General features: G+C 67.7%; 18 protein-coding genes. 11 read left to right on the plus strand and 7 right to left on the minus strand.

Annotated elements, in window-relative coordinates:
• Positions 1–72: 72 nt before the first annotated feature.
• The 4 genes from FREUN1FDRAFT_RS11380 (at position 73) to FREUN1FDRAFT_RS11395 (ending at position 3010) form a co-directional block, all read left to right on the plus strand.
• Positions 73–1230, plus strand: a complete 1158-nt coding sequence (locus FREUN1FDRAFT_RS11380; protein ID WP_198144298.1) for an amidohydrolase family protein — start codon at positions 73–75, stop codon at positions 1228–1230.
• On the plus strand, positions 1227–1982 hold the full coding sequence (locus tag FREUN1FDRAFT_RS11385; RefSeq protein WP_006540181.1) for an SDR family oxidoreductase: 756 nt from the start codon (positions 1227–1229) through the stop codon (positions 1980–1982). Before FREUN1FDRAFT_RS11380 ends, FREUN1FDRAFT_RS11385 begins: the two co-directional genes overlap by 4 nt.
• 145 nt (positions 1983–2127) lie before the next feature.
• Complete coding sequence (locus tag FREUN1FDRAFT_RS39680; RefSeq protein ID WP_006540182.1) at positions 2128–2541, plus strand: VOC family protein; 414 nt, start codon at positions 2128–2130, stop codon at positions 2539–2541.
• Between the two features lie 4 nt (positions 2542–2545).
• Positions 2546–3010 carry a nuclear transport factor 2 family protein gene (locus tag FREUN1FDRAFT_RS11395; protein ID WP_006540183.1) on the plus strand — a complete coding sequence of 155 codons (465 nt, stop codon included), beginning with the start codon at positions 2546–2548 and terminating at the stop codon, positions 3008–3010.
• Between the two features lie 45 nt (positions 3011–3055).
• Here FREUN1FDRAFT_RS11395 and FREUN1FDRAFT_RS11400 read toward each other — a convergent pair whose 3' ends face one another.
• Genes FREUN1FDRAFT_RS11400 through FREUN1FDRAFT_RS11420 form a run of 5 tightly spaced genes read right to left on the minus strand, consistent with a single transcriptional unit; the run spans position 3056 to position 8838 of the window.
• Entirely contained in the window at positions 3056–4186 is a 1131-nt protein-coding gene (locus tag FREUN1FDRAFT_RS11400; RefSeq protein WP_006540184.1) for an acyl-CoA dehydrogenase family protein, read from the minus strand.
• Positions 4186–5181 (minus strand): acyl-CoA dehydrogenase, encoded by a 996-nt coding sequence (locus FREUN1FDRAFT_RS11405; protein WP_006540185.1) that lies wholly within the window; start codon positions 5179–5181, stop codon positions 4186–4188. Before FREUN1FDRAFT_RS11405 ends, FREUN1FDRAFT_RS11400 begins: the two co-directional genes overlap by 1 nt.
• Before the next feature lie 52 nt (positions 5182–5233).
• Positions 5234–6604: an SRPBCC family protein gene (locus FREUN1FDRAFT_RS11410; protein ID WP_006540186.1), complete on the minus strand. Its 1371-nt coding sequence runs from the start codon at positions 6602–6604 to the stop codon at positions 5234–5236.
• 37 nt (positions 6605–6641) lie between these two features.
• Positions 6642–7106 (minus strand): VOC family protein, encoded by a 465-nt coding sequence (locus tag FREUN1FDRAFT_RS11415; protein WP_006540187.1) that lies wholly within the window; start codon positions 7104–7106, stop codon positions 6642–6644.
• A 22-nt stretch (positions 7107–7128) separates the two neighbouring features.
• On the minus strand, positions 7129–8838 hold the full coding sequence (locus FREUN1FDRAFT_RS11420; protein WP_157474647.1) for a class I adenylate-forming enzyme family protein: 1710 nt from the start codon (positions 8836–8838) through the stop codon (positions 7129–7131).
• A gap of 126 nt (positions 8839–8964) precedes the next feature.
• On the opposite strand from FREUN1FDRAFT_RS11420, the gene FREUN1FDRAFT_RS11425 reads away from it, so the two are divergent.
• Both FREUN1FDRAFT_RS11425 and FREUN1FDRAFT_RS11430 read left to right on the plus strand, forming a co-directional pair.
• On the plus strand, positions 8965–9897 hold the full coding sequence (locus FREUN1FDRAFT_RS11425) for an SDR family NAD(P)-dependent oxidoreductase (RefSeq protein ID WP_006540189.1): 933 nt from the start codon (positions 8965–8967) through the stop codon (positions 9895–9897).
• Between the two features lie 721 nt (positions 9898–10618).
• A complete protein-coding gene (locus FREUN1FDRAFT_RS11430; RefSeq protein ID WP_006540190.1) occupies positions 10619–11428 on the plus strand; it encodes an enoyl-CoA hydratase/isomerase family protein in 810 nt (269 codons plus the stop codon).
• Here the strand turns inward: FREUN1FDRAFT_RS11430 and FREUN1FDRAFT_RS11435 are convergent.
• The gene (locus FREUN1FDRAFT_RS11435; protein ID WP_006540191.1) at positions 11425–12105 is read right to left on the minus strand and encodes a TetR/AcrR family transcriptional regulator; all 681 of its coding nucleotides are present in this window, start codon (positions 12103–12105) and stop codon (positions 11425–11427) included. The genes FREUN1FDRAFT_RS11430 and FREUN1FDRAFT_RS11435 overlap by 4 nt on opposite strands.
• 133 nt (positions 12106–12238) lie before the next feature.
• On the opposite strand from FREUN1FDRAFT_RS11435, the gene FREUN1FDRAFT_RS11440 reads away from it, so the two are divergent.
• The 5 genes from FREUN1FDRAFT_RS11440 (at position 12239) to FREUN1FDRAFT_RS11460 (ending at position 15590) form a co-directional block, all read left to right on the plus strand.
• Entirely contained in the window at positions 12239–13411 is a 1173-nt protein-coding gene (locus FREUN1FDRAFT_RS11440) for a spirocyclase AveC family protein (protein ID WP_006540192.1), read from the plus strand.
• A 3-nt stretch (positions 13412–13414) separates the two neighbouring features.
• Positions 13415–13627, plus strand: a complete 213-nt coding sequence (locus tag FREUN1FDRAFT_RS43705) for a hypothetical protein (protein WP_006540193.1) — start codon at positions 13415–13417, stop codon at positions 13625–13627.
• Positions 13628–13820: 193 nt separating this feature from the next.
• Positions 13821–14267, plus strand: coding sequence for an SRPBCC family protein (locus tag FREUN1FDRAFT_RS11450; RefSeq protein ID WP_006540194.1), 447 nt, complete (start codon positions 13821–13823; stop codon positions 14265–14267).
• The gene (locus FREUN1FDRAFT_RS11455; protein ID WP_006540195.1) at positions 14264–14767 is read left to right on the plus strand and encodes a MarR family winged helix-turn-helix transcriptional regulator; all 504 of its coding nucleotides are present in this window, start codon (positions 14264–14266) and stop codon (positions 14765–14767) included. Before FREUN1FDRAFT_RS11450 ends, FREUN1FDRAFT_RS11455 begins: the two co-directional genes overlap by 4 nt.
• A gap of 28 nt (positions 14768–14795) precedes the next feature.
• Positions 14796–15590, plus strand: coding sequence for an SDR family oxidoreductase (locus FREUN1FDRAFT_RS11460; RefSeq protein WP_006540196.1), 795 nt, complete (start codon positions 14796–14798; stop codon positions 15588–15590).
• Positions 15591–15782: 192 nt separating this feature from the next.
• On the opposite strand, the gene FREUN1FDRAFT_RS11465 is transcribed toward FREUN1FDRAFT_RS11460, so the two are convergent.
• The gene (locus FREUN1FDRAFT_RS11465; protein WP_006540197.1) at positions 15783–17309 is read right to left on the minus strand and encodes a DHA2 family efflux MFS transporter permease subunit; all 1527 of its coding nucleotides are present in this window, start codon (positions 17307–17309) and stop codon (positions 15783–15785) included.
• Between the last annotated feature and the right edge of the window lie 139 nt (positions 17310–17448).

Raw genomic sequence — 17448 nt, forward strand, 5'->3', positions numbered from 1 at the left:
GATGGCAATATCATCACTGCTGTAGGCGAGACCGCTGGCCGCGATGGCAACGATGTCATCGACGTGGGTGGCATGACTGTCATGCCCGGTCTGATCACCTCTCATCTGCACCCGGACTTCTACAAGTTCGATATCTTCTCCGGTGAGAAGCCCGGCAAGGAACTGCCGCCCGGGGTGATGATGGCGATCGGCGTCCGCACCTGCCGGGTGCTGCTGGAAAGCGGCTTCACCGGCTATGCGGGTGCCGGGTGCGCCCATGACATCGACGCGCAGCTGAAGATGGCCATCGCCCAGGACATCATCCCGGGACCCCGGATCCGGGCCTGCGGGCACCATATCGGCACCACGGGCGACATGAACAACCGCAGCCGCTGGTGGAAACGCTACGAGACGCCCGGCATCGACCTGTGCGGCGATGGTCCCGACGCTATCCGCATGATGGTCCGGCAGGAGATCAGTCGCGGCGTGGAGATCATCAAGGTCTTCGCCGGCGCCGGGCACGGCATTCCCAACGCGACCTCGCGGAACATCTCGCGAGACGAGCTTTCCTCGTTGGTACGCACAGCCCATGAACGCGGAGCCAAAGTCCGTGCACACGTGGCCGACAAGGAAATGATCCTCGAATGCCTCGATCTCGGCGTCGACATCATCGACCACGGTGACGAGATCGACCAGGAGTGCATCGACCTGATGGTCGCGGCCGGCACCTTCTGGGTACCCAGTCTTGTCTACCTGTGGAGCCTGCTCGAGATTGGTTATGCGGCGAAGTTCGGTGTTACGCCGGCGCTCTACGATCACGTGCGCGAGATGCTCCCTGTCGCCCAGCAGGCGGGTGTGCGGATCCTGCTAGGGGACGACTACAGCGGCGTATTCCGCACGATGATCGAGGATGATCCGCTTGATCACCAGGTCGGCAACTACGGCCGCGAGTTCGCGTTCTACTCCGAGATCGACGGCCTGTCACCGGCGGAGGTACTCACCTGGGGGACGAGCAACGCCGGGCAGCTTCTCGTCGACGCACCCGCGACGGTCGGTGTGATCGCGCCTGGCGCGCTCGCTGACCTGATCGTCGTCGACGGTGATCCACTCGCTGATCCGACCCTGCTCTCACGGCCCGACGAGGCCCTGAAGGCGGTGTTCCGGGACGGAGTCCTGGTCATCGACTATCTGCCGACGTCGAAGGCTCCGACGGAGCGCTCGACAGCTCTGGGACGGGAGGTCCGACGGTGACGGGCGACGCCGCGTCGAGAAAAGTTGCTTTTATCACTGGCGCCGGTTCGGGCATCGGCCGGGCGGCGGCGCAGGCGTTCTTGCGCCGCGGGTATGCCACTGTGCTCGCCGACGTGAACGAGCAGGCCGGGCAGGAGGCCCAGGGCGAACTCGGCGCGCTGGGAGAATGCATCTATGTCCGCTGCGATGTGGCGGATGACGACACGGTGCGGGCCGCCGTCGACACCGCCGTGGCCGCCTACGGACGGTTGGACGCGGCTTTCAACGCCGCGGGCATCGACGGCGAACAGGGCAAGCTCGTCGCCGAGTCGAGTCTGGAGAACTGGAACCGCGTCATCGCGGTCGATCTCACGGGCACCTGGTCCTGCATGCGTTATCAACTGCCTGCGCTGTTGGCATCGGGGGGCGGTGCCATCGTGAACTGCGCCTCGGTCGCGGGAATCCGGGCCGCACCGACGGTCTCCGCCTACACCGCCGCCAAGCACGGGGTTGTGGGGCTCACACGGGCGGCGGCTCGCGAGTATGCCTCCCGCGGGGTGCGCGTGAATGCCCTGTGCCCGGGGACCGTCGACACGCCGATGTTCCGGGCGTCCATGTCGGAGGAGACAATCGAACGTCTCATTCGCGCCAATCCGTCCGGCCGCGTCGCCGAAGCGCGCGAGATCGCCGACACGGCGGTCTGGCTGTGCACCGATGCGCCGGCATACCTCACCGGTCAGGCCATCGCCGTTGACGGAGCAGCCGGCGCCTGACCCGGCTGCCGGGTGGATCCAAGGCGCGATCCGTGGCGCCAACTTCCACCTGATGAACCCGCGTGCCACCAGGCCAGCTGGATCATTCTCGCATCGAGTTGCTACCGGAAGGCCGAAGCCCACCAGTGAGCTAGAAAGGACCGCGATGCATCGCATTCTGTTGAGCACCTTCGTCATCGACACCCCCGGGCAGGCCCGTGACCAGACGGTGGCTTTCTGGTCGGCGGCGTTGGGTGCAGAAGCACATGCCACCAAACTTCCGGCGTACCATATTCTCGCGGACGCGGCTGATCCCAACCGCATTGTTGTCCAGGATGTCGGCCCCGGCGCGGCCGGCGTCCATTTCGACATCCACACCGACGATCTCGAGGGCGAGGTCAAGCGCCTCGTCGACTGCGGCGCCACGGTCGTCGACGCGTCGTGGGCGAACCATCCAGGGCGCTGGGTGATCATGCGGGACCCGGCCGGCATGGAGTTCTGCGTGGTGTTCGCGCTGAACGAACTGCGCCCGCAGGCCGACCGCGACGAATTCGAACGTCGGGCCAAGGTCGTTGGTTGATCTGGTGACACCGCCGACGGACGATGCCGCTGAGATCATCCACCTGTGTGCTGTGTACGCGCTCAAAATGTCCCAGGGCGATATTCACCACATCATCGAGCATCTCATCACTCCGGACGGGAGCTACTCCGCGTTCGGTGACACGTACAGCCTCGCGGACTGGCCACGGCTGGTCGAGGCCGCGCCGAAGGGCCTGTTCCTCACCGGAGCACCTGTGCTCGATCTCGACGGTGACTCCGGAACGGGCGAGGTTCCCCTTCTCTTCATCGACCAGACCAACCACCGGATGCGCATGGGTTGGTACAGCGACACCTACCGTCGAACCGCGGACGGCTGGCGCCTCGTCACCCGGAAGATGACATTCCTCCGTCGTCACGGCGGCGCGGACTCGGGCATGCCCCACGACCCGACCCGGCCGGCACCCACGGGGAAGGGAACATCCGTCACAGATGTGGCCGGTCTGGCCTGATCGTCGTCGCCGTCGAGCCCGACCGCGAGCGGGCTCGACGGTCGATCAGGATCTCGGCATGCCCAGAACGCGGTGGGCGATGAGGTTCCTCTGGATCTGGGCCGTGCCGCCCATGACGCTCTGAGCCCTGCTGTACAGGTACGTGGCAAGCATGCTGGCCCCGACCTCGTCGTGGGTGGCCCCGGCGATGTCGACGGCCGCGTGGCCCACGGTCTGCTCGACCGAGGTCATGAGAAGTTTGTCGATGGAGCCCTCGACGCCATGATCCAGGCCGTCGAGGCGCTCAGACAGCCGCCGGCTGACGAGGTGCGCCAGCATGTCGGACTCCACGATCGCCCACGCGAGCTGCCGGAACTGCTCCGCGTCGTAGCCCGCGGGATCGTCGCGCAGGAACTTCTGCAACTGCTTCACGGTCTTGCGGTAGCGGCTGGCGTTGCCCAGCTCCTGCGGTTCGCGTTCGTGCGCCAGTACGGTCATCGCGACGGCCCACCCGTCGCCGGACGAGCCGATCATGTTGACCGCCGGGACGACCGCGGCGTCGAACGTGACCTCTCCGAACTCGCGGGCCACGCCGCTGATCATCTTCAGGGGTCGTTGGGTGATGCCCGGCTGGTTCATCGGGATCGCGAAGGCGGACAGGCCCCGGTGGCCGCGCGCGTCCGGATCTGTGCGGGCCAGCAGCAGGCACCAGTCGGCCACGTCCGAGTAGCTCGTCCAGACCTTGTGACCGGTCACGATGAACTGGTCACTGTCGCGCACAGCCCGGGTGCGCAGGGACGCGAGGTCGGAGCCCGCGTCGGGTTCGCTGAACCCCTGGCACCAGCGCGCCCGTCCGCTGATCAGATCGGGGAGGAACCTGTCTTTGACGTCGTCGTTCGCGTGCGCACAGATCGCTTGGACGAGGTAGCCGAGGTTGGGGCGCGGCGGCGCGTGGGCGGCCGCGAGCTCCTCGTCGACGATCACGTCATAGACGGTCGGCCTGTCGTGGCCACCGTAGCGGACCGGCCACGAAAGCCCGAAGAACCCGGCTCGATACAGAGACCGGTGCCATTCGGGCTGCTTTTCCCAGTACTCGTCCGAGGTGGACGAGGCGGGCAGATGCGGGTTGTTCTCGCCGAGCCAGGCCCGCAGCCGCACGCGGAACCGGGCCTCCTCGGCCGAGTCGGCGAAGTCCATCAGAGATGACCTCCCAGGCCGGCGTGCTCGAGCACGCGCGCCAGGTTGGGACCGACGCCACCGAGTACGTCGGTCGCGAGCAGGGTGCGACGCAGGTACACATGCGCGAGGCACTCCCAGGTGTTCCCGATGCCGCCGTGCACCTGGATGCAGGTCTCGCAGACCAGCCGTGCGCCGCGCGCGGCGTAGGCCTTGGCGGAGGCGGCGGCCGCGACGGCATCCGGCGGGGCAAGCGAGTCGACGCCCCACGCCGCGTACAGCAGCGCTGCCCGCGCACCCTCGATCTGGACGAGAGCGTCAGCGAGCAGGTGCGCCACCGCCTGGAAGGAGCCGATCTGCTTCCCGTACTGGACGCGCTGCCCGGCGTAGGTCACGGCGAGATCCAGCGCACCCCTCATCGAGCCGACGAGGTCGGCCGTGGTAATCGTGAGAGCGAGGGCGGTCCAGCGCTGCCGGTCGGCTTCCGTCAGCGACCCGACCGTGACCGCTTCTGTGTTCGGGATCAGCGCCATCGGCCGGGTGAGGTCGATCGAACCGGCCTTCTCGTGTAGCCCCGCGGCGACGAGGGTGCCATCCGCGGCGAGCAGCAACGCCGACCCGGCGTCGCGGGCGTCGATCGCGAGCGCCGGCTCACCCGGCGATGCTAGGGCGGCGAGGTTGCGGCGCAGGCCGACCGTCTCGCGGTCAACGGCCTGCGAAGCTCGCGCGAGACGCCGGAGCTCCATGGCCAGCGTCGGCCCGAGGAACGGCGCGTCCGCGAGCCCGCGCCCGAGCTCCTCGGCGACGATGGCGACTTCGACCCCCGACGCAATGGGGCCGCCGCGATCGTCGGGTGCGCGTAGCTCCCGCCATCCCGAGCTCTCGACGGCCTCGTCGAGCGCGGCCGCCCTCCTCTCGTCGGCGAGATCGGCAACCGCCCGTGACCCGAGCCGATCGATCACACGGCGCGCGGCCTGGCACAGTGCCCGCTGCTCAGCGGTGTATCGAACGTCCATCAGAACGCGCCGGTCGCGGCTGCGCGCCGCCTGGGCTCCGGGTGGCCCATGGTCACGTCAGATACGTATCGAGCGTGGCGTGGAAGTGCCGTATCCGGCTTTCCTGATAGAGCGCCAGGGTGGTCCTGGCGGCCACCGAGGCGCGCAGGCCACGCTGGATGCGTCCCATCGTCACCCCGTCCTGGTTGAAGACACGACCGAACACCCCCAGTTCAGGCGCGCTGGTCCAGCTTTCGTCGTCGCGCAGAACCCGCGTCGGCGCGGGGCGCGGCCGGACGCCGCCCTCGGGCAGCGGCTCCAGGACCATGATGTCGATCACGCAGGACTCGGGATCGTTGCCATGGGGCCGGAACCGGTACGCGAACGAGGTGAGCAGGCCTGCCCAGGGCATGAAGTTCGGAAAGAGGAGGTACTCGATCCCGTCGAGGAGCTCCGCGTCACTCACGGCTGAATAGTCGCGCCCGGTGCGTGCGGCCAGCGACTTTCGCACCCGCGCGGCGAGGGTGCTCCTCGCGTTCGCTCCCGGTTCGATGGTGACCTCGGCGTCGCGTGAGCCCAGCATCCTGCGCACGATGGCGACGTCGTCGGGCGGATCCTCGAGATGGTCGCTGCTCACACCGACAGCAGTGATCATTCGGCTCACGTGTTGCCCGTAGACGTCGTACTCACTCAGCGAGTCAGCCGCCGTCGGCAACAGCTGGGGGTGTGTCGCCATGGTGTGGTAGGCCTCGATGAACGCCTCCAGCGCAACCTTCCAGTTACAGGGCATGACACGCACGATGTGAGCTTTGAGGTAGCGGTCCTCCAGCGGCCACCGCGCGAAGTGCCACGGCAGGGTCTCGAGGTATTCGCCGAGGGGGGCCGCGTCTTGGTCGATGTTCACGAAGACGAACCCGCCCCACGTCGCGACCTGGGCCTGGGGAAGGCAGAAGCCGGTTCGGTCGATGTGGGGGAAGTCCCATGCCGAGGGAATCTCGCTGAGCGTCCCGTCGAGGTTCCAGGTGAATCCGTGGAAGGGGCACCGGATGTTACTCAGAGGTCCCCCTTTCGTGCGCAGCTGTGTTCCTCGGTGCAGGCAGGAGTTGTGATAAGCCCTGATGTCATCGGGTGCCGCGCGCAGGACGATGAGTGACCAGTCGGCGATGTCGTAGACGATCGAGTCCCCGACCTCGGGGATCTGCTCTTCCCGGCAGGCCATCTGCCACGTGTGGCCCCAGACCTTGTCGACCTCGCGCCGATGGAACTCCGGGTCGAAGTAGCGCGTCGGCGCGATACCTCCCGGCTCCGTGTAGCCAGCCGAGACCGCACGCAGGCTCTCCGGCACCGGACGCGTCTCCGCATCCAGCAACCGCTGGTAGAAGTGCTGGCCGCGGGCAATCCCGTCGGGCGCGCGTTCCTGGGACAGCGCGTCTGATGTGGTCACGTTCGCTCCTCCTTCACCCGTTGGGGACCTCGGGTCGTCAGTCCGCCGGAAGCAGCACCGGCAGCAGGGCTCGGTCGACGATCTCCACATACAGCCCGCCGCGCGCACGCAGATAGGTGCACATCGGCGGCCGGTCGTCTCTGAGCGCGATCGACGCAGTGAACATCCACCCGAGCGCTTCCAGGGCCTCGGTCGCGGCCGCCAGGTCGTCGACCCAGTAGCCAAGGTGATGAGCGTGGCCCGGGGCCACGGCCGTCCACAGCGTTCCCTCGATGGACTGGACAAGTTCGATGTGGTGTGTGCCTTCTCGAGACAGGACGTAGGCGGTGGAGACCGCGCGCGTCCCCTCGCAGGTGCGCAGCCGCACGTTGGCACCGCCCTCATACCAGGTCACGCCGAGCGCAGAGCCGAGTTCTTCTCTGCCGGCGTCAAGGTCATCGACGACGATGCCGGTGTGAAAAAGATCCTCGGACCGCAAAATGCCGGCCACGGTATTTGTCACAGGTTCAGTCGATCCTTTGCCATCAAGGAGAGTCGAGCATCCTGCACCTTGGTTCCGCTGTGGTTGAGCGGGATCTCACCGTCGGCAAAAAAATAACCTTCTTGGGCACCTTGTAGCTTGCCAACCGTTCCCGCAGGAACGAGGTTATCTCCTGTTCTGTGGCCTCCGATCCGTCTTTCAACTCGACACAGAGAACCACGATCTGGTCCAGGCGGTCGTCCTGGATACCTATCACTCGTGCGAGTCTGACGGGTTCGAAGGCGTGGAGTTGGAGCTCGATTTCCGCTGGGGACACGTTCGCACCACCCGTTTTGATCACCTCAGTGCGGCGACCAGAGAAATAGACGTTGCCATCCTCGTCGTAGAAGCCCAGATCTCCGGTGTGGAAGAAGCCTTCGAGATCGAAACACTGCGAGCGCGTTCGCTTCACATACCGTTCCATGAGTGTCGGCCCACGAACGATGATCTCGCCCTGTTCCCTGACCCCGAGAACCTGGCCTGTCCCGGGGTCGATCACTCGCAGCTGGCTTCCCGGAAGCACACGCCCGTAGGAACCACCCCGTAGCTTTTCCCGCGGTGTGTCGCTCGGGAATCCGGTGAAGAACGACGAGGTCTCCGACATGCCGTAGCCGACGGGCATGTTCCAGGTCACGTCGCCACTGACCGTCGGGTGGCGGGTGAACACGGACTTACCGAAAACCTTGGTACATGACGAGAGATCGGTGTCCGGCCAGCGGGGATCCTCCTCGAGCGCCCGCGCCTGGTGAGCGAAGGCGTGCGGCTCGGTCACCCGTTCTCGTTCCAGGAGCCGCAGGGCCTGGCCCGATTCGAACCGCTCCTGCATGACCCACGTTCCGCCCGCCGCTATCGTCGCTCCCATCGCGGCGTTGAGACCTGCCGTCCAGAACAGCGGGAGAGGGCTCCAGACCCGCGTAGCCGAGTCCCGCCCGAAGAGCCTGGCCTGCATCCACCACTGCAGCGCGACCGCCTGATGCGCGTGGAGAACCCCTTTGGGGCGGTCGGTCGTCCCGGAGCTGTAGATGATGGTCGCAGGGTCGGACGGGTCGACTTGATCCTCGACCGCATTGAGCAACACGTCGCTCACCGCGTTACCGCGGTCGAGGAAGGTGTCCCAGCTCTGGAGGCCTCCGGACTCCGCTGGGGGCCCGAATACCGCGACGTGGCGGAGGAAGGGGTAGGAGGGGTCCCAGACCTGCCCCGCGCCTGACGCGGCCGGGCAGAGCTCGACGAGGTCGGCGGCGAACCGGCGGCGCCCCATCGATGTCTGCGCGAGCAGCACAGCCACGTCGGAATGGGCCATCAGGTAGGACAACTCGGGCCCAGGCGAGAAGGTCGAGAGGGGCACGGCGACCGCCCCGGCGAGCGCCACCCCGAACAGCGAGGCCACGGCTTCGGGGCGGTTTCCCATAAGGATCCCGACGTGCGTGCCCTTGCTGGTGCCGGACGCGATGAGCGCCTTCGCGACCCGCCGGGCCTGGTCGGCGAGATCGCGATAGGTCCAACGCACCGTTCCGTCGAACAACGGGTCGTCGAAGACCAGCGCCTCGTGACCGGGAAATGCCGCTGCCTGATCGGTGAGGACTCGGCCAAGAGTGAGCGCGCCGACGTCGGGTGCCTCCCGTAACGGCGGGCCGCTGAGCGTTCCGGACTCTGACACGCCAGCCACTCTAACCAGAGATGACACCCGGTGCCATAGTGCTGGCTGCAGCACTGGTTTTGGTGAGCCAATTCCCTGGCACCCGGTGCCAGGATGCGTCTAGTCTCCGCGGCAGACCGAAGGCGCGGCAGCCCGGCCCTGACCGGGCCTGGGTACCGCAGGACGCGAGGAGGAGAACAAGTGAGCACGCTGAGCTTTGACGGCGACGTCATCGTGGTGACCGGAGCCGGTGGCGGTATGGGCCGTTGCCATGCGCTGGAACTCGCACGACGAGGGGCACGAGTGGTGGTCAACGACCTCGGCGGTCACCCGTTCGGCGGCGGCAGCGACCCCGGTCTCGCACAATCCGTTGTCGCCGAGATCAAGGCAGCGGGCGGCGAGGCTGTCGCGAACACCGCGTCGGTCGCGACAGTTGACGGTGCTGCCAGCCTCACCGAGCAGGCCATGGACGAATGGGGTCGGCTGGACGGGGTGGTGGCCAACCACGCAATCCTGCGCGACAAGCCGTTCGACGAGATGACACTTGCGGACTTCGACGACGTGATCGATGTGAACCTACGCGGCGTCATGCGGGTCGTTCACCCGGCATACAAGGTGATGAGGACAGGCGGCGGCGGCCGAATCGTCGCGATCACCTCGAGTGCGGGTCTGCTGGGGTCCCATGCCCAGGCCAACTACGCGGCCGCGAAGTCCGGACTCCTCGGGTTGACCCGCACCATCGCCCTCGAAGGCGCGACCCACAACATCAAGGCGAACATTGTCGCGCCCGGCGCGCTCGGCACACGGATGCACCTCGCGATGGTGGAGGCCGCCACCTTCCACGCCGACTCGAGCGCTGATCTCGTGCGCAACGAGCAGGCGGCAGCGGCCCTCAGGCCCGAACGGGTGAGCCCCATCATCCCCGTCCTCACCCACTCGACCTGCCCGGTCACCGGCGAGGTCCTGTACTCGTGGGGTGGCATGTACGGCCGGTTCGGCATCACCCGCAACGCCGGCTGGACGGCCGACACCGACCTCGCGACCGCGGAGGAGATAGTCAGCCACTGGAAGGAGATCGTCGACGAGGCTTCCGCACGTGACGCGGGACTCGATGCCTTCGCTGGTCAGCACTGAGCAGCGGTCATACGCCTGCAGCCCATGACCGGGTAGGTGTCGTGCGGCGGCCGCCTGACGAGCCCGGGTTCCAGGGCCAGGGCAGCCGATGCCACGACCCTGGTGGGGGGACACTGTTTTGCTGGCTCCCGCCGACGCGGCGCACGGCAGGCGAAATACCTGCGGCAATCGCTCGGGCGGCACGACGTGCCCTCTTCGTCGGCGACCAAGGGCTACGACCGCCTGGCGTCTTCCGGCGCACAGGCATCAGTGCGCGCGTCGGGGTTCACCCGGTTAGTCAAGGCGTGATACTCCAGGGATCCCTCGGCGGGTGGGAATGGCCGTGGTGTGGCGGCCCGGGTGCGGGTCCGGGAGATTGATCCGGATGAGGGCCAAGGCGGTGAGGGATCGTCCGGCGGCCATCGAGGCAGCGGTCACCGGGCGGCGGACGCAGATGATCGTACTGTCCGCGCAGGCCATCCCCGGCAAAAATCGCCGAGGTCCACGGCTGGTATCAGCCGTTCACTTGCGATCACGCATCGGCAGCTCTACGCCCGCATTGGTCTAGGTGAGCCAACCGAGATACGGATGGCATCCTGCGGAGAGAGCGTAGGAATGCCGGCCTCCCGGTGTCCCCGCATTCTGCGGGAGGCATGGCGACCAGCTCCCCAATCCAGTTTTCCAAACGATATGAGGCCCTCGGCAGCCGGTGATCGGACGCCGACACCGACAGGAGCACTGAATGTATGACCTGCCCGACGAGGTCCACGTCGAAGCAGACGGGCCCCTGCGGATCATTACGCTTAACCGGCCGGACAAGCTCAACGCAGTCAACCACGAGCTGCACCTCGGGCTGGCCCGGGTATGGACACTACTGAACGAGGACCTCGACGCCCGCGCCGTGGTGCTGACGGGCGCCGGGCGGGCATTCTCGGCGGGCGGCGACTTCGCCTACCTGGAACGGCTGCGCCGGGATCCGCGCCTGCGACGGGTGACCCTCATGCACGGCCGTGACCTGGTTCTGGGGATGGCACGCTGTCGGCTGCCGGTGGTGGCTGCTGTGAACGGTCCGGCAGCCGGGCTCGGATGCAGCCTGGTGGCACTGTCAGACATCGTCTACATGGCCGAGCAGGCCTACCTCAGGGATCCGCACGTACAGGTCGGCCTCGTGGCGGCCGATGGGGGCCCGCTGACGTGGCCGCTGCACACCAGCCTGCACTGGGCGAAGGAGTACGCGCTTACCGGCGCGAAGATCCCGGCTGAGAGAGCGCTGGCAATGGGCCTGGCCAACCACGTCGTAGCCGATCCCTTCGCCGATGCGCTGCACTGCGCGAAGACGATCGCCTCCCTCCCCCAGCAAGCCGTGGAGTCGACAAAGCGAATGTTGAACATCCACCTGGAGCGGGCCGTCCTCGCAACGCTGGACTACGCCACGAACGCGGAGGAGCAATCCTTCAACACTGACGACTTCGTCTCCATCCTCGCCCGCCTCAACGCCGGCAGGGCCGCCACGTCGAAGGCCGGCGCGACGCCGCCCGGCGTCGACAGTTAGGGCGAGCGAGGTGATGTAGCGGGACCCCTCGGCGTCGTACTCGGGCCCCGGTCCCCGCCGGTCATCAGGGTTCCGAGCAGCAGCAGCTCGACCGCGTGCACGGTGGTGGCGAACTTGTCGGGGGTCGCGAGGGAGGCGTGGTCGTAGAGCCCGCGCATGAGGGCGAACACAGCCTCGGCGGCTGCCGGCGGTGTCACGTCGGGGTTCAGTTCGCCGTCGCGGTGGGCCTGCCAGACCAGCTCCTCCACGAGACCGCGCAACGACGCGAAGATCGTCTCTCCCATGCTCGCCAGTTCGGCGTCCGCGACGCCGGGCGCGCGCACCGCCCGGTCGAACGCGAGAGCGTAGGGGTACTCCTTCACGATCTCGCCGCCCCGGTGCATCACCGCGACCAGCCTGTGGACGAGTCCGCCAGGCTCCTCGGCCGATTCGAGCAGCCCCGGCATCGCAGCGGCACTGACGTCGACGTACGCCGCCTTGACGATCTCGACCTTGTTCGGGAAGTAGTGGTACAGGACGCTGCTGGTGATGTTGGCGGCCCGGGCGATCTCGCGAATCGTCGCCCGGGCGTATCCCATCTCGGCGACGCACCGCATGGTCGCGGCGACGATCCGGCGGCGGGTGTCCTCACCCCGGGCGCCGACCGGCCGTCCCAGCGTCGATGCGGTCTCCGGCACCACCACGCTCCTCTCATAACCAGCCCGACGACAACCATCTTGACTCTCCGACGGGCAGTCGACACACTTCGAAAATGAATCGATCGGTCGATCTATTAAGTGGACCGGTTGTGGGACTGATGGAGGCAGTGTCATGAGCGATCAGTCGGTGGCGTCCGGTCCACCACTGGCCGAGGTCCAGCGAACGCCGGGACCAGAGTCGGTGAAAGGCCCGCGGCCCCGCAACGCCGTCCGAGTCTGGTCAGCGGTCGGGGGCGTCCTACTCCTGGTTCAGCTCTACGTGTGGATCCGCTGGGTCACCAGCCCCTACTTCGCGCGCGTCCCGCAGGGCCCGAGCGACCCCCCGCTGTACATGAAGATCCCGCTGGTGGTGGACGCCGCCGCGATGTGGATCGGCCTGCCGATCGCCATCTGGTTCTTCCTGGTCAGGCCATGGTTACGCGAGCGCCGGATCACCCTGGACGGGATGCTGCTGGCCAGTCTCGGGCTGATGGGCTTCCAGGACCCGCTGCTGAACTACACGAACACCTGGTGCGTCTACAACACCTGGCTGTTCAACCGCGGCTCCTGGTCCCACTTCATCCCGGGCTGGATCTCCCCCGAGGCGCCAGGCCGGCAGGTACCGGCCCCCATCCTGACGAACGTGCCCGGGTACACCTGGGGCGTGCTGGTCCTCACGATTTCGCTCTGCGCAGCCATGCGCAAGATCAAAACCCGGTGGCCAGGCATCAGCAGCCCGCGGCTGATCGGCATCACCTTCGTGATCTGCTTCCTCTTCGACGTCGTCATGGAGGGCCTGATCCTGATGCCGATCGGGTTCTACAGCTACCCCGGCGCGATCCGATCCGTCTCGCTCTTCGCCGGCACCTATCACCAGTACCCGCTCTACGAAGGGCTGATGTGGGGTGGTGTTCAGACCGGCCTGTGCTGCCTGCGGTTCTTCACCGACGACCAGGGCCGCACCATACCCGAACGCGGACTTGAGGCCATCCGCGGCGGCGCGGTGCGGCGGCAGTCCGTCCGCTTCCTCGCCATCTTCGCCGCCAGTAGCGCCTGTTTCTTCACCTTCTACAACCTCCCCGCCCAGTGGATCGGCCTGCACACCGACCCCTGGCCCCAGGACGTGCAGAAACGCTCTTACCTCAACGGCGGCATCTGCGGGTACGGCACGGACACGCCCTGCCCAGACCCCGCACTACCGATACCGACGAAGCACTCCGGATACGTCGACCTGAACGGCAAATTCGTGCCCCCCAACGGCGTCATGGCCCCGAAAACCGCCATACCGTTCGAACGCGGGAAGTAGCAAATGGTCGAAACCGGGCTCCACCGCCGGCACCGGGCCGCGCAGATCATCCATAAACGGACCATTGACGCGACCGACCCGCGCATGGCCGCGCGCCGCATTCCACCGGCCGACCGGGACGGCGCGCGGGCGGCGGCCGACCCGGACAGCCGCGGCGACGTCCACCGAGCCCAGACGGAGGACCGCGCGGCGAGCCGGTCGCGGACCTGGCGGTAACGCTCGCGGCCGGCCAGCACCGGGCCGGTCTCCAGGTCCTCGTCGACACCCAGGTCGTGCGCACGCCACTGATCTGACGCTGACCATCACACACGGGCTGCGACACTCTCGCCCTCGACAGGACGACATAATCCTTGTCTCGACCATCTACGCACAGATAATCTGTGCATAGTCAATCGACGAGAGGACAGCCATGTGGACCACCGAGTACAGCGCCGTTGCGGATGCCGCCCCCGAGGCGGTCTGGGCCGCGCTGCGTGACCTGCATTCGGGCGTGAAACTGAGCGATCGCAGTGACACCTTCGAGCTCCACGGCCCGTTCGTCGTGGGCACGGAGCTCTCGGTGACCCCTGCCGGCCAGGACACGTTCCGGTCGAAGATCGTCGAGCTTGACGAGCCGAAGGTCTATGCCGACCAGACCCAGTTCGGCGAGCTGACCCTGCTGTTCCGGCACGTGCTCATCCCGCTGGAGCCGGGCCGGACGAAGGTCACGCACCACCTGGAGATCAGCGGCCCGGGATCCGACGACGTCGGGCCGGAGCTGGGTCCGCAGATCAGCGAGGACTTCCCGGAGGCCATGGCCGACCTCTTCGCCGCCGCGTCTTCCGGGAGCGTCCCCCAGGGCACACCCACACCGTGACCCGGTTCGCTGGCGGCCCCGCCGACAGCCCGGGTTTTCTCCTCTGGCGGACCACTCTGCGCTGGCAGCGCTCCGTCGCCGACGCACTCGGGCCGCTGGGGCTCACCCACGTTCAGTTCGTGCTGCTGGCGTGCGCATGGTGGCTCAACAAGCAGGGCCAGCAGCCCAACCAGGTCACCATCGCCGCGCAGGCCGCCACGGACGTGAAGATGACCTCCGAGGTGCTCCGCCGCCTCGAAAGCCGCGGGCTGGTCGAACGGCGTCCCGACACCCGGGACACCCGGGCGAAGGTCATCGTGGTGACCGATGCGGGAGCCGCCCTGGCGCTGCGGGCGTTCAAGGTCGTCGAGGACGCCGACGCGGCCTTCTTCGGCGACGCCTCCGTTCCTCTCATGGAGGAGCTGCGCAGGCTGGCCAACTTCGGTGTCGAAGCCACCTCGGATTCCGCGGGCGGAGCCGGCGACGTCCAGCCCGCCGGCACTGACCGCGAAGCCGGATAGTCCGACCTGACGGAAGGTGTCGTGGGGCGTGGAGCTCACCGGGAACGTGGCCGTCGTCACCGCCGGCACACACGATGTTGGCGCGGCCATCTGCCAGCGTCTCGCCACCGACGGTCATCATGTGGTCGTCGCCTGCCACACCGCCGCCGCGGCGGCGGCCCGCGATCTCGTGGCGGAGCTGATGGCCGCCGGCTGCTCGGCGAGCACGCACCAGGTCGACCTGACGAGGGCCGACCAGGTCGCTGATCTGTTCGACGAGGTGCTCGCCGACTACGGGCGGGTCGACTTCCTCGTCAGCAGTCCCACCGACGGCACGGCACGGTTGGTGGCCGAACTGGAGACCGACGTCCTTGACCAGGCTCTGGCAGTCAACGTACGCGGCACGGTGCACCTGCTGAGAGAGGCAAGCAGCCGCCTCGCCGAGTGGGGAAGGATCGTCATCCTCACCTCCACCGTGGTGGCGGCTCCGACAGCGGGTTCGGCGGCCTTCGCGGCGAGTATGGCCGCAAGGGAGACCTTGGGGAAGGTCGCCGCGAAGGAGTTCGGCACCCGCGGCATCACGGTCAACTCGCTGCGCATCGGTCCGGCGGACCCGGCTGGCACGGCGTCCGATGGCCTGCCATCGCCTGGCCAGACATCGGCTGGCGCCGGGGCGGCCGGCGGCGGGGCGGCCGGCGGCGGGCCAGCGCCGGTCCATCCGTCACCCCTCGGGCGCCCGGGCCAGCCTCAGGACGTCGCCGATGTCGTTTCGTTCCTGGTGAGTGACGCCGCCAGATGGATCACCGGTCAGGTGATCAGCGTCGACGGCGGAGCAACGGCCTGATTCTTCGCGGTGGCCCGTCATGTCCGCCTCGACGGGAACTTTTCGGGCTCATCGTGTTCTCGAGCCCCCCAGGACTTCGACCGCCCGGCTCGCCGCTGGTGTGCGCGAGGCCGCCGCCGGCTTCGCCCCCTCGGGTGACCCGTGCCGAGGACAACGAAGCCGGCGGCGGTCCGCCGGATCACCTCCGTCTGATCACTGCCGGGCCGGCCGCCCCGTGGATGCCACCAGCCAGCTCGCCGAGGCGACGAACAGCCCCGACAGCGCGCACAGGCACCAGAACGGCGCGTGGAAGGTCGCGCTCCCCGTGCTGCCTGCCGCCGTGGCGTCGGTGCCCGCGGCCCAGCTGAGCACGGTGACCAGCAGGGCCGCACCAACGGCGCCACCAAGCCGGAGAAAGACATTGATCATCGTGACCGCATCCGGGAGCTGCGCCGGTTCCACCGCGACGTACGCCGCGGTGGAGGACGGAACCACGGACAGCGCGTTGCCCACACCCAGCACGAACAGACAGCCCTCGATGACGATCATGTCGATGCCGTCGGGGAGCAGCGCGACCGGAACGAACGCCATGGTGGTCAGCAACCCGCCAGCGAGGGACACCGGGCCACCGCCGAACCGGTCGGTCAGCCGGCCGGCCACCGGCAACACCGCTGCGCCTGCCGCGAAACCGATCATCGCGAGGCCCGTCTCGACGACGTCGTACCCGCGCGCGAGCTGGAAGTAGAGCGCCCAGATCACCAGGGCGCCGAACTGGATCACTCCGGCGAGGAAGCTGGACGCCGCGGCCGCGGCGAACACCCGCCCGGCGAGCAGACGGGTGTTCAGCAGCGGCGTCTGGACGCGCCGGCCACGCCGGACGAACGCTCCGAGCGCCACCACTCCGACCAGCAGGGGGATGGCGATCAGTGGCAGCGACCGTCCATGGTGGTCGCTGGACCAGCTGACCGCGAAGGTGAGGGCGGGCAGGGCGATACCGATCAGGGCGAAGCCGGTGAGGTCGAAGTTCGAGCCTGGCGCCCGGTCACCGCGCGGGATGAGCCGGCGGCCGAGCCACAGGCCCACGGCGCCGACCGGAATGTTCACCAGAAACAGCCACCGCCAGGACGCATGCGCGATGAGCAGGCCGCCGACTGTCGGTCCGAGCGCGGGACCGAGCACGAGCGCCATTCCGACGGTACTCATCACTCGGCCCATCAGCTTCTTGCCGCTGACCTGGGCGATGATTGTCTGACCGGCGGGAAGGAGCAGACCGCCGGCGAACCCCTGTGCCGCGCGCGCGGCGACGAGGGAGCCGATGTCCGGTGCCGCCGCGCACAGCGCCGAGGTCACGGTGAAACCGGTGAGCACCCACAGCCACAGTGACCCCGCTCCGATTCTCCGGCTGGCCCAGCCGCACAGTGGAAGGCCGATCACCAGGGCCAGGAGATACCCGCTGACAATCCACTGGGCGGTCGAAAGGCTCGCGCCGAGGTCCTGGGCCACCGTCGCCAGTCCGACGTTCACCAGGGCGCCGTCGAGCTGCGTCATGAACGCGCCGACGACGACCACGCCGGAGACGAGCCATACGTGTCGTCCCACCACCTGGTCGTCGGCACCCACCTCCTGGCGATCGAGAGGTCCGACGTCCTCGGCCGCGGCCGCTTCCGATATCGGGGGTGGCCCGGCGGCGCTCCCCTGCGCCGCCTCGTTGCCCGTGAGGTCGACCGGTGTCGACGACATGCTGCCTCCATCCAACGCGAAATACCTGGACGTGCGTGGGAAAGGTGTTCAGGACGTCCTATCAGGGCGGTCTGGGGCCGTACTCAATCTCCACTCAATGATGCGGAGGAGATCGTCTGATTCGTGCGCGACCGGGCGC

This window comes from Parafrankia sp. EUN1f (assembly GCF_000177675.1).
In the GTDB taxonomy this organism is placed as follows: Bacteria; Actinomycetota; Actinomycetes; order Frankiales; family Frankiaceae; genus Parafrankia.

What these genes read in the sequence shown, in the direction of transcription:
- FREUN1FDRAFT_RS11380 (WP_198144298.1), top strand. Translation starts at nt 73, where the DNA reads ATGACTGTCATGCCCGGTCTGATCACCTCTCATCTGCACCCGGACTTC.
- FREUN1FDRAFT_RS39680 (WP_006540182.1), top strand. Translation starts at nt 2,128, where the DNA reads ATGCATCGCATTCTGTTGAGCACCTTCGTCATCGACACCCCCGGGCAG.
- FREUN1FDRAFT_RS11400 (WP_006540184.1), bottom strand. Translation starts at nt 4,186, where the DNA reads ATGGACTTCGCCGACTCGGCCGAGGAGGCCCGGTTCCGCGTGCGGCTG.
- FREUN1FDRAFT_RS11405 (WP_006540185.1), bottom strand. Translation starts at nt 5,181, where the DNA reads ATGGACGTTCGATACACCGCTGAGCAGCGGGCACTGTGCCAGGCCGCG.
- FREUN1FDRAFT_RS11430 (WP_006540190.1), top strand. Translation starts at nt 10,619, where the DNA reads ATGTATGACCTGCCCGACGAGGTCCACGTCGAAGCAGACGGGCCCCTG.
- FREUN1FDRAFT_RS11440 (WP_006540192.1), top strand. Translation starts at nt 12,239, where the DNA reads ATGAGCGATCAGTCGGTGGCGTCCGGTCCACCACTGGCCGAGGTCCAG.
- FREUN1FDRAFT_RS43705 (WP_006540193.1), top strand. Translation starts at nt 13,415, where the DNA reads ATGGTCGAAACCGGGCTCCACCGCCGGCACCGGGCCGCGCAGATCATC.
- FREUN1FDRAFT_RS11450 (WP_006540194.1), top strand. Translation starts at nt 13,821, where the DNA reads ATGTGGACCACCGAGTACAGCGCCGTTGCGGATGCCGCCCCCGAGGCG.
- FREUN1FDRAFT_RS11465 (WP_006540197.1), bottom strand. Translation starts at nt 17,309, where the DNA reads ATGTCGTCGACACCGGTCGACCTCACGGGCAACGAGGCGGCGCAGGGG.